Genomic DNA, 20767 nt, shown 5'->3' on the forward strand with positions numbered 1-20767 from the left:
GGGGCCTACCTCCCTTTTCGTTCTTACTCGTCAGCGACCTCACGAGCGGACAAATTCAGGTTGAGTTTTTCACCCGAATCATCGTCTTCGTCGCTTTCACGCATCACGATCTCTTGCTCATCTTCCGAGAGGATCTTCACGTCCATACCGAGAGACTGAAGTTCCTTGATCAACACTTTGAACGATTCAGGCACGCCCGGTTCCGGAACGTTTTCACCTTTGACGATCGCTTCATATGTCTTCACGCGGCCAACCACATCGTCAGACTTGACGGTGAGGATCTCTTGCAGGGTGTATGCAGCGCCGTATGCTTCGAGCGCCCAAACTTCCATCTCCCCGAAGCGCTGACCACCGAACTGCGCCTTACCGCCGAGCGGTTGTTGCGTAACGAGCGAGTACGGGCCAGTGGAACGAGCATGGATCTTATCATCGACCAAGTGGTGAAGCTTCAGCATGTAAACGCAGCCGACCGTGACGCGGTTCTCAAACGGCTCGCCAGTGCGGCCATCGTAGAGCACCTGCTTCCCGTCGCGCGGAAGACCTGCTTCTTCAAGCGTATCGAACACGTCAGTTTCACGAGCGCCGTCAAAGACCGGAGTCGCAACAGAGATACCGAGGTAGCGTGCAGCCATCCCCAAGTGGGTCTCCAACACCTGACCGATGTTCATCCGGGACGGTACGCCCAGCGGGTTGAGCACGACTTGTACCGGCGTGCCATCCGACAGGAACGGCATGTCTTCTTCAGCCATGATGCGGGCCACGACACCTTTGTTACCGTGGCGACCTGCCATCTTGTCACCTTCAGAAATTTTGCGTTTTTGTGCGATGTAAACGCGCACCAGTTGGTTGACGCCCGGCGGCAGTTCGTCGCCGTTGTCGCGCGTGAACACTTTTACATCGACGATGATCCCAGCGCCGCCATGCGGTACGCGCAGCGAGGTGTCGCGCACTTCACGCGCTTTCTCACCGAAGATCGCGTGCAGCAAGCGCTCTTCAGCCGTCAGTTCCGTGACGCCCTTCGGCGTAACTTTACCGACCAGAATGTCGCCTGCTTCGATCTCGGCACCGACGCGGATGATCCCGCGCTCGTCGAGGTTTTTCAGCGCTTCATCACCAACGTTCGGGATGTCGCGGGTGATCTCTTCCGGCCCCAGCTTGGTGTCGCGAGCTTCGGCTTCGTACTCTTCGATGTGCAGGGACGTGTACACGTCTTCCTTCACCAATTTTTCGGAGAGCAGGATCGCATCCTCGTAGTTGTAACCTTCCCAGGTCATAAATGCGACGATGACGTTCTTGCCAAGTGCGAGTTCCCCGGAGTCGGTCGCCGGACCGTCTGCCAAGATGTCACCGCGCTTGACTTGCTCACCAGCAGCGACGATCGGACGCTGGTTGATGCAAGTACCTTGGTTGGAACGGGTGAATTTAAGAAGTTTATATTTATGCAGATCGCCGTTGACAAGTCTGCCGTCAATCTCTTTTTGTTCACGAACCCACACTTCGTTGGCAGCCACGCGCTCCACAAGACCGGTGTGCTTGGAAACGACGGTGGAGCCGGAGTCTTTTGCTGCTTTGTGCTCCATACCGGTGCCGACAAACGGCGCATGCGGTTTGAGCAGCGGAACAGCCTGACGTTGCATGTTCGATCCCATCAGCGCGCGGTTCGCGTCGTCGTTCTCGAGGAACGGGATGCACGCGGTTGCGACGGAGACGACCTGTTTCGGAGAAACGTCCATGTAGTCAACACGCTCCGGAGGAAGCAGCAAGGTCTCCTCTTTGAAGCGGACGATCACTTGATCATCGTTGATTTTGCCCGTTTCATCCAAGTTGATGTTCGCCTGTGCGATGACGTAGTTATCCTCTTCATCAGCGGTCAGATAGTCGATCTGCTCGGTGACTCTCAAGGTTTCCGGGTCCACGCGGCGGTACGGAGTTTCGATAAAACCATACTCGTTGATGCGCGCATAGGTGGAAAGATAGTTGATCAGACCGATGTTCGGTCCTTCCGGGGTCTCGATCGGGCACATCCGGCCATAGTGAGAGTGATGGACGTCGCGGACTTCAAAGCCTGCGCGTTCACGAGTCAAACCGCCCGGACCGAGTGCGGACAGGCGACGCTTGTGCGTAAGTTCTGCCAGCGGGTTGGTCTGATCCATGAACTGCGACAGCTGCGAGGAGCCAAAGAACTCCTTGATCGCCGCGATCACAGGACGGATGTTGATCAGCGCTTGCGGCGTGATCGCATTCGCATCTTGAATCGACATGCGTTCGCGAACCACGCGTTCCATCCGGGAGAGACCGATGCGGAATTGGTTGGTGAGCAATTCACCGACCGAACGCAGACGGCGGTTGCCCAAGTGGTCGATGTCGTCGGTAGAGCCAACGCCATGCAGCAGGTTGATGAAATAGGAGATCGACGCCAGAATGTCGGCCGGTGTAACATGCTTGACGTTCTTGTCGATGTTCGCATTGCCGATGACTTTGATCACCTTGCCATCTTCGCGCGGGGAGAAGATGCGGATCTCTTGTACATTGATCATCTCTTCCTGCACAACGCCGGAAGTCGATTTGTACTCGACATGGTTGATGTCGCCTTCCAACCACGGCAGAACTTTGTCGAGCAGTCGACGATCTAAGACCATCCCTGCCTCGGCGATGATCTCACCTGTGCTCTGATCGATCAAAGTCTCTGCGAGACGCTGACCGAGCAAACGGTTCTTAATATGTAACTTCTTGTTGATCTTGTAGCGGCCGACATTTGCCAAGTCGTAACGCTTCGGATCGAAGAAGCGGGAAATCAGCAAGTTGCGGGCATTTTCCAAAGTCGGAGGTTCACCCGGGCGAAGACGCTCATAGATTTCAAGTAACGCCTTCTCGGAGTTCTCTGTGTTGTCCTTGTCCAGCGTGTTGCGCAGATATTCATCTTCGCCAAGCAGGTTCAGGATCTCAGCGTCAGTGGAGAAGCCAAGCGCACGCAAAAGCACCGTCACAGGGATTTTCCTTGTCCGGTCGATCCGTACGTAGATGATATCTTTCGCGTCAGTTTCTAACTCCAGCCAAGCACCGCGGTTCGGGATGACAGTGGCAGTGAACGCCTTCTTCCCGTTTTTATCAATCTTGGTATTGAAGTAGACGCTTGGGGAACGAACCAACTGAGAAACAATGACGCGCTCGGCGCCGTTGATGATGAAAGTGCCGGTCTCTGTCATCAGCGGGAAATCACCCATAAAGACTTCCTGCTCCTTGACTTCACCAGTTTCCCGGTTGATGAGACGCACCTTGACACGCAGCGGTGCAGCGTATGTTACATCGCGCTCCTTCGATTCGTCGACCGAATACTTCGGATCACCCAAGCTGTAGTCTACAAACTCCAGCAAAAGGTTACCCGTAAAGTCAGAGATCGGCGAGATGTCTTGGAACATTTCCCGCAGTCCCTCATCGAGGAAGTTCTGGTAGGACTTTTGCTGAATCTCAATCAGATTCGGCAGTTCCAATACTTCTTCCAGACGCGCATAAGTTCTACGCTGCCTTTTGCCGTATTGCACGAGTTGTCCCTTCAAATCTGTCACCCCTCATACCTTTGATCCACACACTCGCTCGCACCAAAAAAATAAAAATGCGATACGTTATGTAAACACATTTCGAAAAACCACGTAATATTTAGTCGTTACCAAAATACCTGCGAATTATTCATATGTCCACTAAACCATTGACAATCTCATGAAAAACTGCGCATGGGGGCACTTTGGCAGTATGCATTTAGTAATAATACTACAATGGGAAATCAGTGTCAACCTAAAAGCTTCTTACTTTCTACAAATCCCTTGACAGCGGAAAATGCGAAAACCAGCATCGCGCGCCATATCCTCTACATCTTCAAACAACTCTTCCAACTTCTTTTTTGCAGAAGGTGCGCCTTGCTTCTTTTGAATGACCACCCAGAGTTCGCCGTTTTCGGTGAGATGCTCAACCGACCCCTCAAAGATCGAATGCACGACCTCTTTGCCAGCGCGAATCGGTGGGTTGGTCAAAATCCGATCAAATTTTTCTCCGTTCAGTTTTTCAAAACGGTCGCTGATGATCGCTTGCGCCCCCGGTGCCACATTCTGCTCGATGTTTTTCGTCGCAAGCTCCACCGCACGTTCATTGACATCGACCATGGTCACCTGACCGCTTCCGGCAAGCAACGCTGCTGTAATCCCGATCGGTCCATAGCCACAGCCGACATCGAGAACTTTCGCTCCCTCCGGAATTTCCATGGTCTCAATCAAGAGCTGACTGCCGAAATCGACGCCTCCTTTTGAAAAAACGCCCGCGTCAGTCCAGAACGTGAGATCAAAGCCGCGCAAGGTGACGCGGATGGTGCGCAGCTCGTGTTCCACATTCGGTCGATTGGTAAAATAATGATCGCCCACGAACACACCTCCCAATGTATACTTTGCCCATTTCCAGCATGATCTAGTAAAGGGAAACTTCATAAAAAAAGCACCCTGCAACGAGGCAAGGTGCTTTTGAGCCACAAAGGGCAATTACTTCACTTCTACAGATGCGCCAGCTTCTTCAAGCTTAGCTTTGATAGCTTCTGCATCTTCTTTGGAAGTTTTTTCTTTCAGAGCTTTCGGAGCGTTGTCAACGATTTCTTTCGCTTCTTTCAGGCCCAGGCCGGTCAGTTCGCGAACAACTTTGATAACGTTGATTTTGGAAGCGCCAGCAGAGTTCAGGATTACGTCGAACTCGGATTGTTCTTCAACAGCTGCGCCAGCAGCGCCGCCAGCCATAACTACCGGAGCTGCAGCAGTTACGCCGAATTCTTCTTCGATTGCTTTTACCAGGTCGTTCAGATCAAGAACGGACATGCCTTTAATGGCTTCGATGATTTGCTCTTTAGACATTAGAGTTACCTCCTAGAATTGGTATCAGTTTGGTCGGTTGTACGTAACCGTTACGCTTGCTCTTTTTGTTCAGCAACTTGAGATAAAGCGTATGCCAAGTTGCGCATCGGAGCTTGAAGTACGCTAAGCAGCATGGAGAGCATTCCTTCGCGGTTCGGGAGTTCTGCCAGTGCCGTCACTTCTTCAAGACCGATAATCTTACCCTCAACGATCCCTGCTTTCAGTTCCAGAGCTTTGTGCTCTTTCGCGAAAGTGTTCAGGATTTTCGCCGGTGCTACAACATCGTCAGTGGAGAACGCGATTGCGTTCGGGCCGGTCAGGTATTGGTTGACTTCGCCCAGGTTGACTTGTTCAGCAGCACGACGGGTCATGGTGTTCTTCAGAACGCGGAACTCGATACCTGCTTCGCGCAGACGCTTACGCAGTTCGGTCGCTTGCCCTACGGTCAGACCGCGGTAGTCAGCGATAATCGTAGACTTGGAGTTCTGAAGCTTCTCAGCGATCTCATTTACGAGAGCTACTTTTTCCTCACGGATTCCCATCATTACACCTCCTGTGTGCTTCTAGATCAAGAAGAAAACCCCCGCAGACAGTCTACGAGGGCATAAGTTACCTGAGTAAGGTGAAACTTCTTGATCCTCGGCAGGGTATTAAGTCAAGCATGCTTGACACCTGCTGTCTGCGGTTCGTTGTTATTCACTTCGCAACAGAAGCTATATTATCATGCTTGACCACGAAAGTCAAAGCATATTGCTTACGAGAGCTGTGTTACTTATTGCAAGTTGACTTTTACGCCCGGGCCCATGGTGGAGGACACGGTTACGTTGCGCATGTACTGGCCCTTCGCGGAAGCCGGTTTCGCTTTTTGAAGAGTGTCAACAAGCGTGTTAAGGTTTTCGATCAGTTTTTCGCTGTCGAAGGAAACTTTGCCGATCGGTGCATGGATGTTACCAGCACGGTCAACGCGGTATTCGATCTTACCAGCTTTGATCTCGTTTACAGCCTTAGTTACGTCAAACGTAACAGTACCGGTCTTCGGGTTCGGCATGAGACCTTTCGGACCGAGCACGCGGCCCAGTTTACCAACCGAAGCCATCATGTCCGGAGTTGCGACGACAGCGTCGAAATCGAACCAGCCTTGGTTGATTTTGTTGATCATATCTTCATCGCCGACAAAGTCTGCGCCTGCAGCTTCAGCTTCTTTCGCCTTGTCACCTTTCGCGAACACGAGAACGCGAGATACTTTACCGGTGCCATGCGGGAGAACAACTGCGCCACGAATTGCTTGGTCAGCTTTCTTCGGGTCAACGCCCAGACGGAAAGCAACTTCAACAGTTTCGTCGAACTTCGCAGTAGCGGTCTTCTTTACCAGTTCGATCGCTTCATTCACGTCGTACTGAGTTTCACGGTCAACGAGCTTTACAGCATCAGCGTATTTCTTGCCTACTTTTGCCATTGTTCTTTCCTCCTTGTGTGGTAATGACGGTACAAAGTAACCTCCCACGAATAAGGGTTGGCAGGGGACCCACCAACCCGTCGAAGAAACGAAGCTAATACTAAAATTAGTCTTCGATTACGATGCCCATAGAGCGTGCGGTGCCTTCAACCATGCGCATTGCAGCTTCAACACTCGCTGCGTTGAGGTCAACCATTTTCGTTTCCGCGATTTCGCGAACCTTATCACGCTTAACAGTTGCAACTTTCTTCTTGTTCGGCTCGCCGGAACCGGATTCAACACCTGCTGCTTTTTTCAGCAGTACAGCTGCCGGCGGGGTCTTCGTTTCGAAAGTAAAGGAACGGTCTTCATAAACCGTGATGACAACCGGGATAATCAGGCCCGCTTGTTCAGCAGTACGAGCGTTGAACTCCTTGCAGAAGCCCATGATGTTTACCCCAGCCTGACCGAGTGCCGGACCTACCGGCGGAGCAGGGGTGGCCTTTGCTGCCGGAATTTGCAGCTTCACGATTTTGGTAACTTTTTTAGCCACTACGTCCACCTCCTTCTTCACAAAATGTGGTCAACGGGACTAGCCCTCCCACTAAAATTGGCCCATGATGGGTGAGATCACAGACCAACGCAATACCAGACAAGATTATAACTTCTCCACCTGATCGAAGTCAAGCTCAAGTGGGGTTTCGCGTCCGAACATAGAGACCAGAACTTTGAGCTTTTGCTTGTCCTCTTGGATCTCCTCGATCGAACCCACAAAGTTTGCAAACGGCCCTTCGACGATGCGAACGGCTTCTTTGAGGGTATAATCCACCTTTTTGCGAGTCTCATCCACACCCATAGATTTAAGGATGGCCTTGACTTCAGACGGCAACAGAGGAGTCGGCTTGGAACCAGCCCCAGTGGACCCGACAAAGCCTGTTACACCTGGTGTGTTGCGCACGACATACCAAGAATCGTCAGTCATGATCATCTCCACGAGCACGTAGCCCGGAAAGACTTTGCGCATGACCGATTTCTTCTTGCCGTTTTTGATCTCCGTCTCCTCTTCCACAGGGACGAGAACGCGGAAGATCTTGTCTTCCATCTCCATCGAATGCAGGCGCTTTTCAAGGTTAGTCTTTACCTTGTTTTCGTACCCAGAGTAGGTATGCACGACATACCAGCGTTTCTCCAATTGTTCCATGTACGCGAGGGCAGGGTGCCCTTCCCCCCTTAGTTTGTCGAAAAGTTACTGTGTCTTGTTTAGCGCAGCCCGATCAGCTCGAGCACGTAGCTGATCCCCAGGTCGAAACCGAAGATCAACAAGATGATGAAAATACACGTTCCCATAACCACCATCGTATAGCTCGTAAGCTCTTTGCGGTTAGGCCAGCGAACGCGCTTCAGCTCGCCCCAAGCGTCCTTGAAAAACTGAACAGAACGCTTAAAGAAGCCTGGACGGGATTGCTTTGGTTCACCTGCTACTGAAGAACTAGCCATGTGTGATCTCCCCCTTAAAAAAGGGCACCATTAGCGAGTTTCACGGTGCGCAGTATGAGTGTTGCAGAACTTGCAATACTTCTTGATCTCGATGCGATCGGGGTTGTTCTTCTTATTCTTTTTGGTGATGTAGTTGCGTTGCTTGCAATCGGTGCAAGCCAGGGTCACGTTAACTCGCATCTATGACACCTCCTAGCTGGATGCTCTAAATATCGAAACTTGTCCATTCTCATGGATACCCATACAAATTTAGCACAAAGCATAGTGACTGTCAACCGAACTGCCTTGCTACTAGGTTTGACAATATCTCACCCGGTTAAACAGGGCACAAAAATGGGTAACAAAAAGACGGGCTATCTAAGCTGCCCGCCTCTTCCCATCAATTCACGTCTCGAACTTCCAGATAGCGTTCCAATTTTCGTTTCACCCGTTGCAGCGCATTGTCGATCGATTTAACGTGACGTTTCAGATCGACGGCAATCTCCTGATAGGATCGTCCGTCGAGGTAGAGCATCAGAACTTTGCGTTCCAAGTCGCTCAATATCTCGCCCATGCGCACCTCGATGTCATCAAACTCTTCCTGGTTGATGATCAGCTCCTCCGGGTCGGTGACTCGTGAGCCGCAGATCACATCGAGCAACGTACGGTCCGAATCTTCATCATAGATCGGCTTATCCAAGGAAACGTAAGAGTTCAATGGTATGTGCTTTTGACGCGTCGCCGTCTTAATCGCCGTAATGATCTGACGTGTGATGCAAAGTTCAGCAAATGCCTTGAAGGAAGCAAGCTTGTCATCGCGGAAGTCGCGAATCGACTTATAGAGGCCGATCATGCCCTCTTGGACGATATCCTCTCGGTCCGCCCCGATCAAAAAATAAGATCGGGCTTTGGCCCGTACGAAGTTTTTGTATTTGTGGATTAAATGTTCAAGCGCTTCGTCATCGCCCTGTCGCACAAGCTCGACCAAGTCTTCATCAGACATCGCTTCCAGTTCATGCTGTACCTGACCTGTAGGAATGCTTGTCAACTCTCATCCCTCCGACTATGAGGCGTAGCGCCAAGATGAACCCATTATACTTTATGTAATCTAGCAGGGTCAATTGCTAACTTCCGTCATTTCCTTCCGTAAAATTTGAACATTTTTTGAACAAAGAAAAAAACTGCCGGTATTTTTGCAACCGACAGTTCTATCCTCTGCGCCATTTCTCGAACATCTCCCGCACCTGCGGGGAGAGATGGTCGTCGATCACATTGCGCGCATGGTTGATTTTCTCAACTTTTTCACGAATTTGGCGTTTGGCATTTTTCACATCGGTTCGCAGTTCGCGCCCCGTGATCCGAAGCGCCCCGACGCCAAAGGTGACTTGCTGCTCGACATAGTCGCCAGTCGCAACATAAATATGCATTCTGACCTTTTCGCGGAGGAATTCGTACACCAGCCGCTCGATCAGCTCGTCCGCCGTCTCTTCATGGCTGCTGTACAAGACCTTGATGCCAGCCACAACTTCCTCTGTCTGCCCGCCGGAAGCGAGATGAGCGTCAAACACGACGATCACCTCGCGCCCGGTGAACGCTTTGTATTCCTTGAGGTCGTCGATCAGCTTATCGCGAGCCATTTCGAGCCGTTCATGTTTCAAGTCGCGAAGCTCCGGCCAGTCACCGATGATGTTGTACCCGTCAACAATCAGGACTTCACGCATGAGGCTTGAACCGGCCTACTTCTTTTCGCCGCGTTGACGGAGCGTTTCGTAGAGCAAGATCCCCGTCGCCACACCTGCGTTGAGCGACTGAACTTGTCCGATCATCGGCAGGCGAACCAGATAGTCACAGCGCTTCTTCACCACTTCGCCTAGCCCTTTGCCCTCGTTGCCGATCACAAGCACCGTCGGGCCGGTCAGATCGACCTGATGGTACATGTTCTCGCCGTCCACATCGGTGCCGACCACCCAGTAGCCTTCTTTTTTCAACTGCTCGATCGTCTGCGAGATGTTGGGGACGCGCGCGACCGGCACGTGTTCGATCGCGCCTGCAGACGCTTTAGCCACCGTTGCGGTCAGCGGCACAGCGCGACGCTTCGGAATGATCACGCCATGAGCGCCAACCCCGTCTACCGAACGCAAAATCGAACCCAAGTTGTGCGGGTCTTCAATCTCATCCAGCACGATGATCAGGCCAGGACGGGGCGAATTGTTGGCCGCCGCCAAGATCACATCGAGTTCTACATACTCTTTGGCCGCGATGTAGGCGATGATCCCTTGGTGGTTGCGCCCTTCGGAGATCTGGTCGAGTTTGGCCCGGGGAACGCTTTGGATGATGATGTTCTTCGCACGCGCTTTGCCCAGCAGTTCGGTGATCGAACCTTGTGCGCCTTCTGCGACCAAAATCTTATTGATCTCGCGACCGGAGCGCAGCGCTTCCAGCACCGGATGGCGTCCTTCCACCTGCTCGTTGGAACTGTCCGATTTGGTACTCGCGATCGGCTCGCGGTCGACTCGTTCTGCGCGCACGATGCGCTCACGGTCGCGCTCCGGAGCCGGTCCGCGGCGCTCTGCACCCGTTCCTTTGCGCTCTCCGCCTTGCCCGCGACCTGCGCTCGGCCCTTTGCGCCCGCGCGGCGCTCTGTCTTTGCTGTTCTTTCTCATCGTCATTCATCCTTTTCGGTTAGTGTCTGAATTGCAGTTTTCGCCAGCTCCTGCAGGCGTTCATACGCCCCACACAAGTACAGATAGCCAATCAGGCTTTCAAACCCGGTGGCGTGGCGGTAGTCGATCAAACTGCCATTTTTCGGGCTCGAGCCCGATTTGGCATTGCGGCCGCGCTTGACGATCGTCAATTCCTCTTCGCTCAGCGTCGGCATCAGCAGGTGCAGCACGTCCGACTGCGCCTTGGCATTCACAAATTTGGTCGCAAATTTGTGCAGGCGGTCCGGCTTCATCTCCCCGCACTGCAAAAGATGTTCGCGCACAAAAATCTCCCAGACCGCATCGCCCATGTAGGCGAGGGCGAGCCCTGTCATCTCCTGCGGCTTTTTGACCGGTTTGACCTCTTGGTTGAACAGGGCCTGTACGCCTGTAACTTGCTCTGTCATGTTCTCACTTCCGTCTCCAGCGTACACCCTGCGGCGTGTCTTCAAGCACGATGCCCATCGCCGTCAGTTCGTCGCGAATCTCATCGGCACGCGCCCAGTTTTTCGACTTGCGGGCGTCATTGCGCTCTTGAATCAGCGCTTCCACCTGCGCCTCCAACCCAGCGTCATCTGATGCCGGCGCCAATGCCAGCACGTCGAGGAACTCCTCGATCAGTTGCAGGTAAGCGGTCAGCGCTGCTTGTTCCACCTGTTCGTTTCGCAAATAAACATTCGCGTCCGACACGAGGTCAAAGATGGCCGTGATCGCGTCGGCCGAGTTAAAGTCATCGTTCATCGCCGCTTCAAATGCACTGCGGTATTTGTCTGCCTCTACCTTATCAGCATGACCTTCCGATGCGCTCTCTACTCGGTGCTGCAAATTGAGCAAAGCGGTGGTGATCCGCTCATAGCCCGCTTTCGCATTTTCGGCCAACTCTTCAGAGAAGTTGACCGGATTGCGATAGTGCGCCGACAAGAGCAGAAAGCGCAGTACGGATCCGTCATATTTTTGCAAAAGGTCTCTTGTCGTCAGGAAGTTGCCGGTCGACTTGGACATCTTCTCATCGCCGAGATTGACAAACGCATTGTGCAGCCAGTACGTCGCGAACGGTTTGTGCGTACACGCTTCGGTCTGCGCCATTTCGTTTTCATGATGCGGGAACGTCAGATCGACGCCCCCACCATGAATGTCGATCTGCTCGCCCAAATATTTCAGGTTCATCGCCGAGCATTCGATGTGCCAACCTGGACGGCCTGCGCCCCACGGTGACTCCCAAGCGATCTCGCCCTCTTTTGCCGATTTCCAAAGCGCAAAGTCGGTCTGATGACGTTTGAGCTCGCTTTTTTCCACGCGTGCCCCGGCAATCAGGTTATCTAGCGTCTGACCAGACAATTTACCATAACCTGCAAACGTCGTCGTGTCAAAATAAACATCGCCTTGCGACTCATACGCATGGCCGCGCTCGATCAGATCAGCGATAAAAGCGATGATCTCCGGCATCTCTTCGGTCACCCGAGGATGAGCGGTCGCTCGGCGGACATGCAAGGCGTCTGCATCGGCAAAATAACTCTCGATGTATTTATCTGCCACTTCCTGCGGGGTCAGATTTTCTTCATGGCCGCGCTTGATAATCTTATCATCAACGTCGGTAAAATTTTGCACATAGTTTACTTCATATCCTTTATATTCGAAATAACGACGGATCATATCGAAGACGACGAACGGACGCGCATTGCCGATATGAAAATAGTTATAGACGGTCGGACCGCAGACGTACATTTTTACTTTGCCTGGCTCCAAGCTTTGAAACGGTTCTTTTTGGCGTGTCAACGAATTATACAGGTGTATCGACATCACGTGCTCTCCCCTCTTGATTTCGCAGTGTTTCCAACTCGCTCCTCAAGTCATCAATCTGCTGCTGCAACTGTTTGATCTGCTCCGCCACCGGGTCGGGCAGGTTGCACTGTTCCATATCGTCTACGCGGCGGCCATCTTGAATGACCACCTTGCCTGGAATCCCGACCACCGTCGAGTTCGGCGGAACTTCGCGCAGCACGACCGAACCGGCTCCTACTTTTGAGCCGGAGCCGATCGTAAACGACCCGAGCACCTTGGCCCCCGAGGCGACCAACACATTGTCGCCAAGCGTCGGGTGGCGCTTGCCTTTCTCTTTGCCCGTACCGCCCAGCGTGACGCCTTGGTACAGCGTACAGTCATTCCCGATCTCAGCAGTCTCTCCGATCACCACGCCCATCCCGTGGTCGATAAACAGACGGCGGCCGATCGTCGCGCCCGGATGGATCTCAATGCCCGTTATCCAACGTGCCAGTTGCGAGATCAAGCGCGCGAACGTGCGCATCTTCATGTTCCAAAACCAATGTGAAACACGGTACGCCCACAATGCGTGCAAACCTGAATAGGTCAGCACCACCTCCAGCGTAGAACGTGCCGCCGGGTCGCGGTTAAAAATGACTTGAATATCTTCCCGCATCCGTTCAAACATCTGAACGCACTCCTTCCCGAAAATAAAAAACCGCCTCTGCCGAATCGACAGAGACGGTTGATACACCGTGGTTCCACTCTGCTTGGCGCTATGTACAAGGAAGCCCTTGGCGTAAGCACCCGCTTGAACACCGGATAACGGCGGTGAACCGTCGGGCATTTCCTCCCGCGTACGGCAAGGTGCATTCAAAAAGCCGTCTCCTCGCACCGCTCTCACCCATGAGCGATACGTTCACTCAAGGCGGCACTCTCTGTCAGGTCGTACTTTTCTACTTCTTCCTTGCCTCTAACTTTCCCTGTTTACTGACTGTGACTATATGGTAACAAATTCCTATTCTTGGAGCAACTTACCAAGGCGCGCTGCCACTTTTTCTTTGCCAAACAGGGCCAAAGACAAGTTGAGGTCAGGGCCGTGCAACTGTCCGGTGAGGGCGACGCGCGTCGGCATGAACAACTGTTTGCCTTTCAAGCCTGTCTCTTTTTGTACCTCTTTTAGTGCCGCTTTGATCGTATCGACGTTGAACGTATCCATTGCCTGTACTTTGTCGAGGAACGCTTGCAGCACGACTTTCGCCGATTCCTCCGCCAAAACAGCTTTTGCATCCTCATCATATGCAACATCGTCGCTGAAGAACAGTACGGACAGCGGTACAATTTCGGAGACGGCGAGCATTGCGTCTTTGAACAGCGTGACCAACAGGGTGACCCATTCCCGGTCAAAATCTTCCCCGATCCGGCCTGCCGCCTGCAGGAACGGAATGGCCAAGTCTACGATGCGGTCGAGGTCGGCCGCTTTGATGTACTGCCCGTTCATCCAAGCCAGCTTGTCTTTGTCAAAAATGGCACCCGACTTGGAGATGCGGTCAAAGGAGAAGTGTTCAACCAACTCGTCAAGCGAGAAGATCTCCTGTTCGATCGACGGTGACCAACCGAGCAGAACGAGGAAGTTGTTGATCGCTTCTGGCAGATAGCCGAGCTCCGCATACTGTTCGATAAATTGGATGATCGACTCATCGCGCTTGGACAGCTTTTTGCCCGTCTCGTTGAGGATCAACGGCAGGTGAGCAAATTGCGGCTTGGTCCAGCCGAACGCTTCGTAGAGCATCAGTTGGCGCGGCGTGTTGGAGATGTGCTCTTCCCCGCGTGCGACATGGGTGATCTTCATCAGCGCATCGTCGATCGTGACCGCAAAGTTGTACGTCGGGATGCCGTCCGATTTGACGATGACAAAATCACCGATCCCGTTCGATTCGAACTCGACAAGGCCGCGAATCAGATCGTCAAACGCGAATACCTGATCGTCCGGCACACGGTAGCGAATCGTTTTCTTACGACCTTCGCTCTCGTGCTTGGCGCGCTCTTCTGCCGTCAGATGGCGGCATTTGCCGAGGTAGCGCGGCAATTCGCCTTTCGCGCTCAGCTCTTCGCGCTCAGCTTCCAACTCTTCGGCGGTACAGTAGCAATAGTAGGCTTGCCCGCTTTCCAGCAGTTGATCGGTATACTTTTGGTAGATGTCGAGGCGCTCCATGCAGGAATACGGGCCGTATTCGCCGCCGATCTCTGGGCCTTCATCCCAATTCAGGCCCAGCCAGCGGAACCCCTCCATGAAACCTTGCTCTGCATTTTCCTTGTTGCGCGCTTGGTCGGTGTCCTCGATGCGCAAGATGTAAGTGCCGCCATGTTTCTTGGCAAACAGATAGTTGAACAGCGCGGTGCGCGCGCCGCCGATATGTAAATGTCCGGTCGGACTCGGTGCATAACGTAAACGTACCGTCATCGGTATGACCTCCATAAAATAGTTTCCGCTTCATTGTAACAGGTTTAAGGTTTTTTGACGAGAAGCACCACCGCTTGGGCGGCCATTCCTTCTTCCCGCCCGACAAAGCCGAGCTTTTCGGTCGTCGTCGCTTTCACATTGACCTGCCCGAGCTCCGCTTCCAGCTCCCGAGCGATCACGCCGCGGATTTCGTCGATGTACGGACGCAATTTCGGGCGTTCCGCCATGACGACACAGTCGAGGTTACCCAGAACATAGCCGCGCTCTTTGACCAGCGCAAAGACGTGCTGGAGCAGTTTGACCGAGTCGGCTCCTTTGTAACGCGGATCGGTGTCCGGAAAATGCTTGCCGATGTCGCCTTCTGCAATCGCGCCGAGCAGCGCATCTTTGATCGCATGCAGCAAAACATCAGCATCGGAGTGCCCGAGCAGTCCCTTCTCATGCGGAATCAGCACTCCGCCCAAGATCAGGTCGCGGCCTGCGACCAGTTGGTGCACGTCATAACCCATGCCCACTCGAATCATCGTACATGTTCCCCTTTCAGCTTCCATAACGCCTCGGCGATGATCAGATCGTCAGGCGTGGTAATTTTGATGTTCGTATAGTTACCCTCTATCAGCAACACTGGATAGCCAGCCCACTCGACGAGCGAGGCATCATCGGTGCCGAGCCCGCCCGCCAGAACGGAACGCGCATGCGCCGCTTCCAAGATCGAACGGTGGAACGCTTGCGGCGTATGGACCGCGAACAGTTGGTTGCGAGGCAACGTTTCGCTGACCAGTTGCTGCTCGACCCGCTTGATCGTGTCTTTTACCGCCACGCCAAGCGTCGCCGCCCCTCTCACTCTAGCCGCCTCCAGCACCGCTTCCACTTCGTCTGTTGTGACGAGCGGTCTCGCCGCATCGTGAACGGCGACCAACTCTGTCGTCGCTAACAGCGCATCCAGCCCGTGGCGCACCGAATCTTGGCGCTCCTGACCACCTTCGACGATCGCGCCGACTTTTTCTACGCCGTGGTCGGCAATCAAGGTCTGAACATATTCCCTATCATCGGCAGAGACGACCAATATCATCCGATCGATCGACGGGCAGGCGGACAGCGCCTGCAACGTGCGCACCAAGATCGGAGCGCCGTCAAGCGGCAGGTATTGCTTTTTGATCTGACTGCCCATGCGCGATCCGCTTCCTGCTGCCACGATTATCACTTCGGTTTGCATCGATCGTTCCCCTCTCTTCGTCTTATCTATACACCAACCAGATAGTCGTTGCAAGTAAAAAGCGCCGCACCTCAAGGTGCGGCGCTACGCTGTTACAAGGCGCGCTCTAACATTTTCGGCTTGGCAAAGATCATCCGACCCGCAGAGGTTTGTAACACCGATGTGACCAGCACTTCCAATCGGGTGCCGATAAAATCACGTCCGCCTTCGACGACGATCATCGTGCCATCATCGAGGTAACCGACCCCTTGGTTATGCTCTTTTCCGTCTTTGATCACTTGCACAAAAATCTCTTCCCCTGGCAACACGACCGGCTTGACCGCGTTGGCGAGGTCGTTGATGTTGAGCACCCCGACGCCTTGCAGCTCACAGACTTTATTCAGGTTGAAGTCATTGGTGACCACTTTCCCGTTGATCTGCTTGGCGAGGCGCACCAGCTTGGAATCGACTTCCTGAATCTCCTCAAAATCGATCTCCATCACTTGGACTTTGATCTTCAGTTCCTTTTGAATCTTGTTCAGGATGTCAAGGCCCCGTCTTCCCCGGTTGCGCTTGAGCACATCGGACGAGTCGGCGATATGTTGCAGTTCTTCGAGCACGAACGACGGGATGACGAGCACACCGTCGAGAAATTCCGTCTTCACAATATCGGCGATGCGTCCGTCGATGATGACGCTCGTATCCAAAATCTTCGCTTCGCCTGGACGGTGCTTCTCCTCCGCCTTGCTCTTCTCCTTGCCCCCGAGGCGACCCGGGAAGAAGTTCATCAGATCTTCGCGCTTGGTGAAGAAAAAGCGGTAGCCCATATAGGCGAGCAGCACGCTGGCAAAGAATTGCACAACCCGGCCCACGACCGGAATCAGCGCGATGGCCGGTGCCATCAGATACGCAATGATAAGACCGAGTACCATCCCGAACGCTCCGGCGATCACGTCGGGGAACGGAGTTTTGATCATTTTCTCTTCGAACCACTTGATCAAACTCACCGTATAATCAACGATCCAGCTCGTCGCGAGGATGAAGAGCGAACCGCCTAACACTGCTCCGAAAATCGGATGTACAAACGGATTGATGTCCAAGCTGACCAAGCTGAACAAACCCGGTGCAAATTGGTAACCCAGCACAAACCCGATGACGGCGAAAAACAGATGCACAATGCGTTTTAACACAGGAATGTCACCTCCATATCAAGCATTATAGACAATGAAACACACATCAAAACGTAGGGAAGTGCTTTGTCATTAACTTTTAAGAAAAGAAGACGTCAAATGACGTCTCATGAGTTCATACACTAGCATACCACATTTGAAAGGCTCAGTCAATTGCAAATGATCTATATTACCATAGCGATGCACATTTCGTCAACAAAATTCATTGTTTGTCGAACGAACACGCTCAACAGGCAGTGTTCCTACCCGATACATACGCAAAAAAACCGCCGGGGTTGCTTCCCCTAGCGGTTTTTCTTGTGGAAATTTCTACTTGGCGATCCTTTCGTACGGATCTTCCACAGCGTCCGTTTTTCGCTTTTTCTTATTTCCGTTTTTTTTTAACACGCCATACAGCGCATAAAAAGCGAGCGGCAAGAAGATCAAACGATTCACGTATTCAGGCCAGAACATAAAGGTGCCGAGCACGATCGCAAGAATCAGCGGCACGATGTAGTAGGTTGCTTTCGGAATTCCAACTTTTTTGAAGTTGGGATACTTGATGTTCGAGATCATCAGATAGGCCAGAAAGACCATAAACAGCGGCAAGGTGATATTTGGTGCCGGCAACATGCCGTGATACAGCGCCAGCGTTGCCAACACGCCCCCAGCAGCGGTGATCGGCAAGCCGATAAAATAGTTGGGCGAACCGGCCGACACGTTAAAACGTGCCAAGCGAAGTGCACCACAGATCGGGAAGACCGCGGTGATCACCATACCGACCCAGCCCATGTCTTTGAGCACGACCCCATACATGATAAAAGCGGGGGCCACCCCAAACGAGATCACGTCCGACAGCGAGTCGAGCTCTTTGCCGAATTCGCTTTGCGCATTCAGCATCCGTGCGACACGACCGTCCAGACCGTCGAGCAGCATCCCGATGATGACGAGCAGTGCTGCCCAGTCAAAATTTCCTTGAAATGCAACGATGATCGATATAATACCTAAGAATAAGTTCCCAACGGTAAACATGCTCGGTAAAGCGCGACGTACTATCATGGGTCCCTACCTACCTCCCTCTCCGACAGGTTAGATGTGCCGATCGATAAACACCTGTTCGGAAATACGTTTGAGCCCTTCTTTGATGGCGCGGGCTCGGACTTCACCGATGCCTTCAACATCATCCAGCTCTTCAATGCTCGCAGTTAAAATACGTGGCAGCGCGCAAAAGGTTTCCACCAAATTTTCAATGACCGGCTGCGGGAGGCGCGGAATTTTGTTCAAAATCCGGTATCCGCGCGAGGAGACGGGCTCTTCGGTAATATTAATGTTCCCCGAGTATCCCAAAACTCTCACCATCATGTTGCTTTCCAGTAAGTCATCCGAATTGAGCGCATGCAGTTCTTGCAAAATGTGATGCGGTGTGACATCTTGATCGCGGCAATAGTCTTTCACCAAGAGATACGCTTCTTCATCCACTTTTGAGACCAACTCTTCGAGCTGCATGGAGATGAGGCGCCCTTCGGTGCCAAGCTCGGTGATGTAGCGGCGAATCTCCGCTTTGATGCGCAACACCATCTCGATGCGCTGAATGACGAGTGCCACTTCATGCAACGTGACCAACTCTTCAAATTCGAGCGCAGACAGGTTGGTCATCGCTTGGTCGAGCACCGACTTGTATTTTTCCAGCGTGTTGATAGCCTGATTGGCTTTGGCCAGGATCACGCCGATGTCTTTGAGCGTGTAGCGAAAATTCGATTGGTACAAGGTGATCACATCGCGGCGCTGGGAGATACAGACCACCAATTGCCCGGTCTGTTTTGCCACGCGCTCCGCCGTGCGATGCCGCGTCCCCGTCTCGAACGACGGGATCGTCGGGTCGGGGTTGAGCTGGGTGTTCGCATACAAAATCCGCTTGCCATCATCCGAGAGGATGATCCCTCCATCCATTTTGGCCAGTTCATACATGCCTGCCGAGGTAAACTCGCAGTTGATCGAAAATCCGCCATCGACGAGCTCCATCACCTGTGGCGAATTGCCGATGACGATCAAAGCCCCCGTCTTCGCCCGCAGCACGTTTTCCAAGCCGTCCCGAAGCGGGGTGCCAGGTGCGATGAAGCGGAGGATTTTGTTGATCAGGTTCTCTTTTTTGATTTCTTCTCTCATCCTGTCATCCCCCTAAAGCTACTTGGAACGCCTCCTGTACCGTCTCTACACCGATCACTTGAATATCGGCTGGGGGCTGCCATCCGCGCAGGTTCTTGGTCGGCACGATCACGCGGGTGAAACCGAGCTTCATCGCTTCCCGAACGCGCTGTTCGATGCGCGATACGCCGCGCACTTCGCCAGTCAGTCCAACTTCGCCGATAAAACAGTCGGTCGGTTGGATCTCACGCTCCCGAAACGAGGAGCCGAGCGCCAGCGCAATGCCGAGATCGACCGCCGGTTCATCGAGGCGAACACCGCCTGCTACGTTGACATATGCATCCTGTGACTGCAAATATAACCCCATCCGCTTCTCCAGCACCGCCATGATCAAACTGACGCGGTGGTGGTCAAGCCCGGTCGCCATCCGGCGCGGGTTGCCATAGCTGGATGGCGTGACCAGCGCCTGAATCTCGACCAGCACTGGGCGCGTGCCCTCCATGCTGGCGATAACACAGGAACCTGCGACGCCGTGCGGTCGTTCAGATAGAAACAGTTCGGACGGGTTGTGCACTTCTGCCAACCCTTTTTCTCGCATCTCAAAGATACCGATTTCGTTGGTCGAACCGAAGCGGTTCTTCACCGCCCGCAAGATGCGGTAGGTGTGGTGTCGCTCCCCTTCAAAATAAAGCACGGCATCGACCATGTGCTCGAGCATTCTCGGGCCTGCGATCGCGCCTTCTTTGGTGACGTGGCCAACGATGAACGTGGCAATATCGAGCGATTTGGCGATGCGCAGCAAAAAGGCGGTGCACTCGCGAACCTGCCCCACGCTGCCAGGGGCCGATTGCAACCCTGGCCGATATACGGTCTGAATCGAATCGACGATCAGAAAATCGGGGCTGACCTGTTTGATGTGCTGCTCGACCCGCTCTAGATCGGTCTCCGGCAAGATGTACAGGTTGTCTGACAGCGCATCCAGACGATCGGCGCGCAGTTTGATCTGCTTTGCCGACTCCTCGCCCGAGACGTACAACACCTTGTTGCCCATCGCGGCGATCGAGTTTGACGCCTGCAAAAGCAAAGTCGATTTCCCGATGCCCGGATCACCGCCGACCAACACGAGCGATCCTTTGACCACGCCGCCGCCCAACACCCGGTCAAATTCGACCAAACCGCTGTGCGTGCGCGCTTCCGCAACCGTATCGATCTCTGTGATCTTATGTGCAATCGCAGGCTCTGACTGCTGCAAAATTTGTGAGTTTACCTGTGGTGACGGCTTGCTCACCACTTCTTCGGCCATCGTATTCCATTGGCCGCACCCTGGACATTTACCCATCCATTTGGGACTTTCATATCCACAGTCTTGGCACACGAATTTTGATTTATACTTTGCCATAATTGTCCCCATTCTGAGATGTCCTACAAAAAGGTTCCAAACTTCATCATAAACGAATCAGTTTGAATCAACAAGGGCAAATCGGTCCTTTCAGGTTGACAATTTTCACTTTATGCAGTATTAGAGTAGGCG

General features: G+C 53.1%; 22 protein-coding genes and 1 other annotated feature. All 22 genes read right to left on the minus strand.

Annotated elements, in window-relative coordinates; all coding sequences use genetic code 11:
- Nucleotides 1–23: 23 nt before the first annotated feature.
- The 22 genes from rpoB to radA all read right to left on the minus strand — a co-directional run bounded on the left by rpoB (nucleotide 24) and on the right by radA (nucleotide 20635).
- Entirely contained in the window at nucleotides 24–3557 is a 3534-nt protein-coding gene (rpoB, locus tag CIG75_RS19770) for a DNA-directed RNA polymerase subunit beta (RefSeq protein WP_094238160.1), read from the minus strand.
- A 246-nt stretch (nucleotides 3558–3803) separates the two neighbouring features.
- Complete coding sequence (locus CIG75_RS19775) at nucleotides 3804–4412, minus strand: class I SAM-dependent methyltransferase (protein WP_094238161.1); 609 nt, start codon at nucleotides 4410–4412, stop codon at nucleotides 3804–3806.
- A gap of 114 nt (nucleotides 4413–4526) precedes the next feature.
- Complete coding sequence (gene rplL / locus CIG75_RS19780; RefSeq protein WP_094238162.1) at nucleotides 4527–4889, minus strand: 50S ribosomal protein L7/L12; 363 nt, start codon at nucleotides 4887–4889, stop codon at nucleotides 4527–4529.
- 50 nt (nucleotides 4890–4939) lie between these two features.
- Nucleotides 4940–5434 carry a 50S ribosomal protein L10 gene (gene rplJ, locus CIG75_RS19785; protein ID WP_227874293.1) on the minus strand — a complete coding sequence of 165 codons (495 nt, stop codon included), beginning with the start codon at nucleotides 5432–5434 and terminating at the stop codon, nucleotides 4940–4942.
- A 20-nt stretch (nucleotides 5435–5454) separates the two neighbouring features.
- Nucleotides 5455–5592, minus strand: a sequence feature (ribosomal protein L10 leader region).
- Between the two features lie 69 nt (nucleotides 5593–5661).
- Nucleotides 5662–6345, minus strand: a complete 684-nt coding sequence (rplA, locus tag CIG75_RS19790; protein WP_094238164.1) for a 50S ribosomal protein L1 — start codon at nucleotides 6343–6345, stop codon at nucleotides 5662–5664.
- A 106-nt stretch (nucleotides 6346–6451) separates the two neighbouring features.
- On the minus strand, nucleotides 6452–6877 hold the full coding sequence (gene rplK / locus CIG75_RS19795; RefSeq protein ID WP_094238165.1) for a 50S ribosomal protein L11: 426 nt from the start codon (nucleotides 6875–6877) through the stop codon (nucleotides 6452–6454).
- 105 nt (nucleotides 6878–6982) lie between these two features.
- Nucleotides 6983–7516, minus strand: coding sequence for a transcription termination/antitermination protein NusG (nusG, locus tag CIG75_RS19800; protein WP_094238502.1), 534 nt, complete (start codon nucleotides 7514–7516; stop codon nucleotides 6983–6985).
- A gap of 68 nt (nucleotides 7517–7584) precedes the next feature.
- Complete coding sequence (gene secE / locus CIG75_RS19805) at nucleotides 7585–7821, minus strand: preprotein translocase subunit SecE (RefSeq protein WP_094238166.1); 237 nt, start codon at nucleotides 7819–7821, stop codon at nucleotides 7585–7587.
- A gap of 30 nt (nucleotides 7822–7851) precedes the next feature.
- On the minus strand, nucleotides 7852–8001 hold the full coding sequence (gene rpmG / locus CIG75_RS19810; RefSeq protein ID WP_094238167.1) for a 50S ribosomal protein L33: 150 nt from the start codon (nucleotides 7999–8001) through the stop codon (nucleotides 7852–7854).
- Between the two features lie 199 nt (nucleotides 8002–8200).
- A complete protein-coding gene (gene sigH / locus CIG75_RS19815; protein WP_227874294.1) occupies nucleotides 8201–8848 on the minus strand; it encodes an RNA polymerase sporulation sigma factor SigH in 648 nt (215 codons plus the stop codon).
- 160 nt (nucleotides 8849–9008) lie between these two features.
- A complete protein-coding gene (locus tag CIG75_RS19820; RefSeq protein WP_094238168.1) occupies nucleotides 9009–9521 on the minus strand; it encodes an NYN domain-containing protein in 513 nt (170 codons plus the stop codon).
- A 15-nt stretch (nucleotides 9522–9536) separates the two neighbouring features.
- The gene (gene rlmB, locus CIG75_RS19825; RefSeq protein WP_227874295.1) at nucleotides 9537–10463 is read right to left on the minus strand and encodes a 23S rRNA (guanosine(2251)-2'-O)-methyltransferase RlmB; all 927 of its coding nucleotides are present in this window, start codon (nucleotides 10461–10463) and stop codon (nucleotides 9537–9539) included.
- Between the two features lie 2 nt (nucleotides 10464–10465).
- Entirely contained in the window at nucleotides 10466–10909 is a 444-nt protein-coding gene (locus CIG75_RS19830; RefSeq protein ID WP_322348593.1) for a Mini-ribonuclease 3, read from the minus strand.
- Between the two features lie 4 nt (nucleotides 10910–10913).
- The gene (gene cysS / locus CIG75_RS19835; protein WP_094238170.1) at nucleotides 10914–12302 is read right to left on the minus strand and encodes a cysteine--tRNA ligase; all 1389 of its coding nucleotides are present in this window, start codon (nucleotides 12300–12302) and stop codon (nucleotides 10914–10916) included.
- Complete coding sequence (gene cysE, locus CIG75_RS19840; protein ID WP_094238171.1) at nucleotides 12283–12951, minus strand: serine O-acetyltransferase; 669 nt, start codon at nucleotides 12949–12951, stop codon at nucleotides 12283–12285. Before cysE ends, cysS begins: the two co-directional genes overlap by 20 nt.
- A 330-nt stretch (nucleotides 12952–13281) precedes the next feature.
- A complete protein-coding gene (gene gltX, locus CIG75_RS19845; protein WP_094238505.1) occupies nucleotides 13282–14733 on the minus strand; it encodes a glutamate--tRNA ligase in 1452 nt (483 codons plus the stop codon).
- 38 nt (nucleotides 14734–14771) lie between these two features.
- Nucleotides 14772–15251, minus strand: coding sequence for a 2-C-methyl-D-erythritol 2,4-cyclodiphosphate synthase (gene ispF, locus CIG75_RS19850; RefSeq protein ID WP_094238172.1), 480 nt, complete (start codon nucleotides 15249–15251; stop codon nucleotides 14772–14774).
- Entirely contained in the window at nucleotides 15248–15943 is a 696-nt protein-coding gene (gene ispD / locus CIG75_RS19855; protein ID WP_094238173.1) for a 2-C-methyl-D-erythritol 4-phosphate cytidylyltransferase, read from the minus strand. Before ispD ends, ispF begins: the two co-directional genes overlap by 4 nt.
- Nucleotides 15944–16035: 92 nt before the next feature.
- Nucleotides 16036–17112, minus strand: a complete 1077-nt coding sequence (locus CIG75_RS19860; protein WP_094238174.1) for a PIN/TRAM domain-containing protein — start codon at nucleotides 17110–17112, stop codon at nucleotides 16036–16038.
- Nucleotides 17113–17421: 309 nt separating this feature from the next.
- Entirely contained in the window at nucleotides 17422–18147 is a 726-nt protein-coding gene (gene pssA, locus CIG75_RS19865) for a CDP-diacylglycerol--serine O-phosphatidyltransferase (protein WP_407701300.1), read from the minus strand.
- Between the two features lie 33 nt (nucleotides 18148–18180).
- A complete protein-coding gene (gene disA / locus CIG75_RS19870; protein WP_094238176.1) occupies nucleotides 18181–19257 on the minus strand; it encodes a DNA integrity scanning diadenylate cyclase DisA in 1077 nt (358 codons plus the stop codon).
- 4 nt (nucleotides 19258–19261) lie between these two features.
- Complete coding sequence (gene radA / locus CIG75_RS19875; RefSeq protein ID WP_094238177.1) at nucleotides 19262–20635, minus strand: DNA repair protein RadA; 1374 nt, start codon at nucleotides 20633–20635, stop codon at nucleotides 19262–19264.
- Between the last annotated feature and the right edge of the window lie 132 nt (nucleotides 20636–20767).

The sequence above is a fragment of the Tumebacillus algifaecis genome, from assembly GCF_002243515.1.
GTDB classification, from domain to species: Bacteria; Bacillota; Bacilli; order Tumebacillales; family Tumebacillaceae; genus Tumebacillus_A; species Tumebacillus_A algifaecis.